At 69.3% G+C, this 5,837-nt stretch carries 5 protein-coding genes and 1 pseudogene; 4 read left to right on the top strand and 2 right to left on the bottom strand.

Going from position 1 to position 5,837, the window contains the following annotated elements:
* A pseudogene (locus C0461_RS12980) lies at window positions 1-576 on the top strand (coproporphyrinogen III oxidase); the annotation flags it as partial.
* A 21-nt stretch (window positions 577-597) separates the two neighbouring features.
* Here C0461_RS12980 and dapE read toward each other — a convergent pair.
* Window positions 598-1,749 (bottom strand): succinyl-diaminopimelate desuccinylase, encoded by a 1,152-nt coding sequence (gene dapE / locus C0461_RS12975; protein ID WP_292107593.1) that lies wholly within the window; start codon window positions 1,747-1,749, stop codon window positions 598-600.
* A gap of 42 nt (window positions 1,750-1,791) precedes the next feature.
* Between dapE and C0461_RS12970 the strand changes: the two genes are divergently transcribed.
* Together C0461_RS12970 and C0461_RS12965 are read left to right on the top strand one after the other, a co-directional pair.
* Window positions 1,792-2,268 carry a cupin domain-containing protein gene (locus C0461_RS12970; RefSeq protein WP_292107592.1) on the top strand — a complete coding sequence of 159 codons (477 nt, stop codon included), beginning with the start codon at window positions 1,792-1,794 and terminating at the stop codon, window positions 2,266-2,268.
* A gap of 80 nt (window positions 2,269-2,348) precedes the next feature.
* Complete coding sequence (locus C0461_RS12965) at window positions 2,349-3,557, top strand: MFS transporter (protein WP_292107595.1); 1,209 nt, start codon at window positions 2,349-2,351, stop codon at window positions 3,555-3,557.
* Window positions 3,558-3,561: 4 nt separating this feature from the next.
* On the opposite strand, the gene C0461_RS12960 is transcribed toward C0461_RS12965, so the two are convergent.
* Window positions 3,562-4,866 carry a UDP-glucose/GDP-mannose dehydrogenase family protein gene (locus tag C0461_RS12960; RefSeq protein ID WP_292107591.1) on the bottom strand — a complete coding sequence of 435 codons (1,305 nt, stop codon included), beginning with the start codon at window positions 4,864-4,866 and terminating at the stop codon, window positions 3,562-3,564.
* Window positions 4,867-5,033: 167 nt separating this feature from the next.
* Between C0461_RS12960 and C0461_RS12955 the strand changes: the two genes are divergently transcribed.
* The gene (locus C0461_RS12955; RefSeq protein WP_292107590.1) at window positions 5,034-5,810 is read left to right on the top strand and encodes a WecB/TagA/CpsF family glycosyltransferase; all 777 of its coding nucleotides are present in this window, start codon (window positions 5,034-5,036) and stop codon (window positions 5,808-5,810) included.
* Window positions 5,811-5,837: the final 27 nt, after the last annotated feature.

Below are 5,837 nucleotides of genomic sequence, written 5' to 3'. Positions count from 1 at the left end.
GAGCACGTCTCGCCCTATCAGCTGACCATAGAGCCCACGACCGCCTTCGGCCGGGCCTTCGCGCGCGGGACGCTGGTCCCGCCCGACGAGGATCTCGCCGCCGACCTCTATGAAGCCACACAGACAGTGCTGGAGGCCCGCGGCTTCGACGCCTACGAGGTCTCCAACCACGCCCGCGGCGACGCGGCGCGCTCGGCGCACAATCTGCATGTCTGGCGGAGTGGGGACTATGTCGGCTTAGGCCCCGGCGCCCACGGCCGTCTGACGCTGGAGGGCGTGCGCACCGCCACCGTCGCCCGGCGCGGCGTCGCGGATTATGGGGCGGGCGTCGCCGCCGGCCGGCCCTGGAGCGAGACTCAGCGCCTGTCGCCCCTCGAGGCCGACGAGGAGCGTCTGCTGCTGGGCCTGCGCACCACCGAGGGCGTCTCCGTCGATCTGATCACACGCATGGACCTGGGCGCGCGGGTCCGGAATCTGCAAGAGGGGGGACAACTCGCCGTCATGGATGGCCGCGTGGCCGCGTCGCCCGAGGGACGCCCGGTTCTGGACGCCCTGCTGCGGGTCCTGCTGACCTGAGGCTGTCTTCGGTCAGGGGGTCTATCCCGCCTGCGCGAAATAGCCCTCGATCACCCGCTCATAGACCCGGGTCAGGTCGATGATCTCCTGCACCGGGACGCGCTCGTCGATCTGGTGGATGGTCTGGCCGACCAGACCCAGTTCCAGCACCGGCGCCATGCGGGTGATGAAGCGGGCGTCCGAGGTGCCGCCGCTGGTGGACGGCTCGGGGCGGCGGCCCGTCACCGCCTCCACCGCGTCCTGCACCGCGGCCACGAACGGCCCCTGTTCGGTCAGGAAGGCGTCGCCCGAGTGGAGGAACTCCACCCCCACGCCGCAGCCGCTGCCGCCTTGCGCCGCCTCGACCCGCTCGCGGATCCAGGCCATCAGGCTCTCGCCCGTGTGGGCCGGGTTGAAGCGGATGTTCAGCCGCCCCGTCGCCGTGTCCGGGATCACATTCATGGCCGGATTGGCGATGTCGATGGTGGTGATCTCCAGATTGGACGGCGGGAACGACGGATAGCCCTCGTCCAGCACATGGCCGTCCAGTTCGGCCAGCAGCCGGGCCAGCACCGGGGCCGGATTGGCCGCCCGCTCCGGATAGGCCACGTGGCCCTGACGCCCCTTCACGGTGATCCAGGCGTTCAGCGAGCCGCGCCGCCCGATCTTGATGGCGTCGCCCAGTTCGCGGGCCGAAGACGGCTCGCCCACCACGCAGGCGTCGATGACCTCGCCCTCGTCCATCAGGGCCTGAACCACCGCCTTGGTCCCGTGGATGGCGCGGCCTTCCTCGTCGCCGGTGATCAGCAGCGACAGCGATCCTTGCGGCTGACCCTTCGCCAGAACTGAGTCCACTGCTGCGATCCAGGCGGCGATGCAGCCCTTCATGTCCGCGGCCCCGCGTCCGTACAGCACCCCGTCCTCGATGACGGCCTCGAAAGGCGGATGCCGCCACGCCTCCAGCGGCCCGGTGGCCACCACGTCCGTATGGCCTGCGAAGCACAGGTTCGGCCCCTCGCTCCCGCGCCGCGCGTACAGGTTCTCGATGCCCTCGAACGGCATGCGGCGGCAGGTGAAGCCCAGACGCTCCAGCTCCGCCTGCACCAGGTCCATGGCCCCTTCGTCGGCGGGGGTGATGGACGGAATGCGGATCAGGTCTTGCGTCAGGCGCACGGGATCGACAGATGCGGTCATGGCCCAGCTTTAGGACGGGCCGCCGCCCGCGAGAAGTCCGTCATGCCCAGGATTGATCTGCAAACCGCCCCCGCCGGCCACGGGACCACCTATCCCGACGAACACGCCGGGCCGTGCCTCGGTCGTCGTCGCTGGCGTCTGGGCGACGCGGCGGGCCTCAGCCAGTTCGGGGTCAACCTCCTGCACCTGTCGCCCGGCGACTGGTCCAGTCAGCGCCACTGGCACGAGGGCGAGGACGAGTTCGTCTGGGTGATGCAGGGCCAGGTGGTGTTGGTCGAGGAGGACGGCGAGACGATCCTGAACGCGGGCGACTGCGCGGGCTTCCGGGCAGGCGTCCCCAACGGCCACAAGATCGAGAACCGCTCGGGCGCCCTGGCCGTGCTGCTGGAGGTGGGGACCCGCACGCCGGGCGGCGACGGGTGCGACTACCCCGACATCGACATGGTTCTGCCGAAGGGCGCGGACCGCTATTTCCACCGCGACGGGACGCCCTATCCGAAGTATCCCCGGCGGTCGTGAGCGTAGAGACCCCCGAAAACCCGAATCCGTCCGCCCGCGAGCCGGACATTCCCGGCGGCGGGCACGACAGCCCATGGGGCATCCGCGACTTCCGCTATCTGTGGATCGGGCGGGTTCTGGCGGTGCTGGCCATCCAGACCCAGTCTTCGGCCCTGCTGTGGCAGGTCTATGAGATCGCCCGCCGCGACCACCCCATCGAACAGGCCAGCCTCTATCTGGGCCTGGTGGGTCTGGTGCAGTTTCTGCCGCTTCTGGCCTTCACCCTGCCCGCCGGCGAGATGGCTGACCGCCGGGACCGCAAGCTGACGGTGATCATCTCGGTGATCGTGGAGGGGCTGTGCGCCGTGGCCTTTCTGGCCATGGCCATCCACGGGTCGCCGCCCCTGTGGGGCCTGCTGGCCGTGGCGGCCCTGTTCGGCGCCTGCCGGGCGTTCCTGGCGCCCGCATCCCAGGCTTTCCTGCCCATGGTGGTGGGCCGCCGCGCCCTGCCGCCGGCCATCGCGGCCCAGTCCATCGCCTTCCAGACCGGGGCCATCGCCGGCCCGGCCCTGGGCGGGGTCATCGTCGGCGTGTCGGTGCCGCTGGCCTATGCGGTCGCCCTGTCCATGTTCATCGCCGCCGCCGCCGCCATCGCCCTGATCCGCACCAGCGGTAAACCCGAGATCATCCCGGGCGGCCCGTCCCGCTTCGCCGCCGTGCAGGAAGGCCTGGCCTATGTCTGGAAAACCAAGATGGTCCTGGGCGCCATCTCGCTGGATCTGATCGTGGTGCTGCTGGCGGGCGTCGCCCTGCTCACCCCCATCTTCGCCCGCGACATCCTGCATGTTGGCCCCGAAGGCTTCGGCCTGCTGCGCGCCTCGTTCGGCGTGGGCGCCCTGACCGTGGCGGTGTGGCTGTCGCGCTTCCCCATCCGACGGCGCGGGGGATGGTGGATGTTCGGCGCCGTGGCCGTGTTCGGCCTCTGCACCCTGACCTTCGGCCTGTCCCAGTGGTTCTGGCTGTCGGTGATGGTGCTGTTCCTGGGCGGCGCGGCGGACATGATCAGCGTGAACATCCGCCAGACCCTGATCCAGCTGGCCACGCCCGATCACATGCGCGGCCGGGTCAGCTCGGTGTCCATGCTTTTCATCGGCGCGTCGAACGAACTGGGCGAGGCTTACTCCGGTGTGGCCGTACGCTTCCTCGGTCCCGTGGGCGCGGCGGTCTTCGGCGGCTTCGGCGCCCTGGCCTCCACCGGCATCTGGGCGAAGCTGTTCCCCGACCTGCGCAAGGCCGACAAGCTCACCTAGAGCCTCAGGCCCGCCCGATGGAGCTGTATCTGAACCCGCGCGAGCGCATATCGTCCGGTCGATAGACGTTGCGCAGGTCCACCATCACCGGCGCCTTCATCAGCGTCTTGACCCGATCCAGATCCAGCGCCCGGAACTGGTCCCATTCGGTCAGGATCACGGCCACGTCCGCGCCCTCGACCGCCGAATAGGGGCCGTCCACGAAGGTCACGTCCCCCCCCAGCACCTTTGCCGCTTCTTCCATGCCTTCCGGATCGAACGCCCGCACGGTCGCCCCCATGGCCAGCAGGGCCGGGACCACGTCCAGGGAGGGCGCGTCGCGCATGTCGTCCGTATTCGGCTTGAAGGTCAGGCCCAGGATGGCGACGGTCTTGCCCTTCAGGTCGCCCGCCGCCTGTGAGACTCGGCCGGCCATGGCCTTCTTGCGTGCGTCGTTGATCTCGACCGTGGTCTTCACCAGCCGGACGGGCGACCCGGCGTCGTCAGCCGTGCGCACCAGCGCCAGGGTGTCCTTGGGAAAACAGCTGCCGCCGTATCCCGGTCCCGCGTTCAGGAATTTGGATCCGATGCGCTTGTCCAGGCCGATGCCCCGCGCCACCTGCTGCACGTCGGCGCCCACGGCCTCGCACAGGTCCGCCATCTCGTTGATGAAGGTGATCTTCATGGCCAGGAAGGCGTTGGCCGCATATTTGATCAGCTCCGATGTGCGCCGCCCGGTGAACAGGATCGGCGTCTCGTTCAGCTTCAGCGGCCGGTACAACTCGCGCATCACATCGCGCGCCCGCTCGTCCTCGGTTCCCACCACCACCCGATCAGGACGCTTGAAGTCTTCGATGGCCGCGCCTTCACGCAGGAACTCGGGGTTGGAGACCACGGCGAACTCGGCGTCCGGCCGCCGCTCCCGGATGATGCGTTCGATCTCGTCGCCCGTGCCCACCGGCACCGTCGACTTGGTCACCACCACGGTGAATCCCTGCATCAGGTCGGCGATTCCGGCGGCGGCGGCGTGGACATAGGACAGGTCCGCATGGCCGTCGCCCCGCCGCGACGGCGTGCCCACGGCGATGAACACCGCATCGGCCTCCGCGATCGCCTGGGCCGGGTCGGTGGCGAAGCTCAGACGGCCGTCCCGCACGTTGTTGGCCACCAGGGCGTCCAGGCCAGGCTCATAGATGGGAATGCCGCCGGCTTTCAGACGGTCGATCTTGGACTCGTCGGTGTCGATGCACACCACGCTGTGGCCGAAGTCAGCGAAACAGGCGCCTGAGACGAGGCCCACATAGCCGGTTCCGATCATCGCCACGCGCATGGGCTGGTCCTCTCTGGGAAATTATCCTGTGCGGCATAGCGGCCCGAACGGGCCCGCGCCACCCCGGCGGCGACGCTTCATCCATTGGTCACACCCCGTTAACCGTCCTCGCTGAGGGGCGGGAAACTCCCATATGCGACATTGGCGTCATGAGGGACGTCCCTGACATGACCGATCCGGCCGCGTCGCCACGCCGCATCCGCCTCCTGGGCGGTGAAATGGACGTCATGACGACGGGTCATCTGCTGGATTTCATCGGCGCCCGCGTCGCCGCCCGTCGCCCGGCCCTGATCGCCAACCACAATCTGCACAGCCTGCATCTGTGGCGGCGAACCCCCGCCATGGCGGCCCTGTACGCCCGCGCCGACCGGATCGAGATCGATTCCACGCCCCTGATCGCCTGGGGCCGTCTGATGGGCCAGGACGTGGGGCGGGCGCACCGCGTGACCTATCTGGACTGGCGCGAGGCGTTCTGGAGCCGGGCCGCCGCCGAAGGCTGGCGCGTGTTCCACCTGGGCTGCGCGCCCGGCGTGGGCGAAAAGGCGGTCGTCGCGATCACGGATCGCCATCCCGGCCTCAAGCTGTCCACACTCAACGGCTTCTTCGACGTGACGGGACCCGGGAACGACGCCGTCCTGGAGACCATCCACAGCCATCAGCCCCACGTTCTTCTCGTGGGGATGGGCATGCCCCGTCAGGAAATCTGGATCGAGGCCAACCGCGACCGTCTGCCCCCGTGCGTGATCATGCCGATCGGCGGCGCCCTGGCCTATGAGGCGGGCGCGGTGGCCACGCCCCCCCGATGGACCGGACGGCTTGGTGTGGAATGGCTCTGGCGTTTCGCCACGGAGCCGAAGCGCCTGTTCCACCGCTACTTCGTCGAGCCCTGGGCCCTGGCGCCCCAGGCGGCGGGCGACCTCCGGCGGCGATTGTTCACCCCCTGAGCCTCACGGCCCGCCGCGCAAGAAAAA

Source organism: Brevundimonas sp., assembly GCF_013823285.1.
Taxonomy (GTDB): Bacteria; Pseudomonadota; Alphaproteobacteria; order Caulobacterales; family Caulobacteraceae; genus Brevundimonas.
This window is presented reverse-complemented; position numbering and strand designations above follow the sequence as displayed.